This window comes from Pseudoalteromonas sp. S1610 (assembly GCF_005887465.1).
In the GTDB taxonomy this organism is placed as follows: domain Bacteria; phylum Pseudomonadota; class Gammaproteobacteria; order Enterobacterales; family Alteromonadaceae; genus Pseudoalteromonas; species Pseudoalteromonas undina.
In genome coordinates, this window is the sequence record NZ_PNDI01000159.1 from 1 (window position 1) to 333 (window position 333).

Annotated in this window: 1 protein-coding gene; it reads left to right on the plus strand. The window is 41.4% G+C overall.

Annotated elements, in window-relative coordinates; translation table 11 throughout:
• Positions 1-99: 99 nt before the first annotated feature.
• Positions 100-282 (plus strand): hypothetical protein, encoded by a 183-nt coding sequence (locus CWB77_RS18210; protein WP_249931454.1) that lies wholly within the window; start codon positions 100-102, stop codon positions 280-282.
• Positions 283-333: the final 51 nt, after the last annotated feature.

Below are 333 nucleotides of genomic sequence, written 5' to 3' on the forward strand. Positions count from 1 at the left end.
TATTAATTAGTTCCTATTTTTATTCAGGTTAATAATTACGTTCTTACTATTGGGGCTCAGTGTATTAAAGTAATGGGCTTAAGTTGGGATGGAATAGGTGTGCAACTTTGTATTGTTGCTGATTTTCGTGCCTCAGGTAATATGCTCAATGGAATGGTTATCGCGTTATTATCACAATGTGTAGTGCAGTTCCCTGCCGCTTTTATTCGTTCTAATCATACTGAGCTTGGCGATCAAGGCATTTGGTATTCGTTTGGAAGTCCGAACCTATCCATCGCTTAGACAGCAATTGCAGGGTTTAGGCGGGGCTAGTTGCATCGCACCACCTCAAGG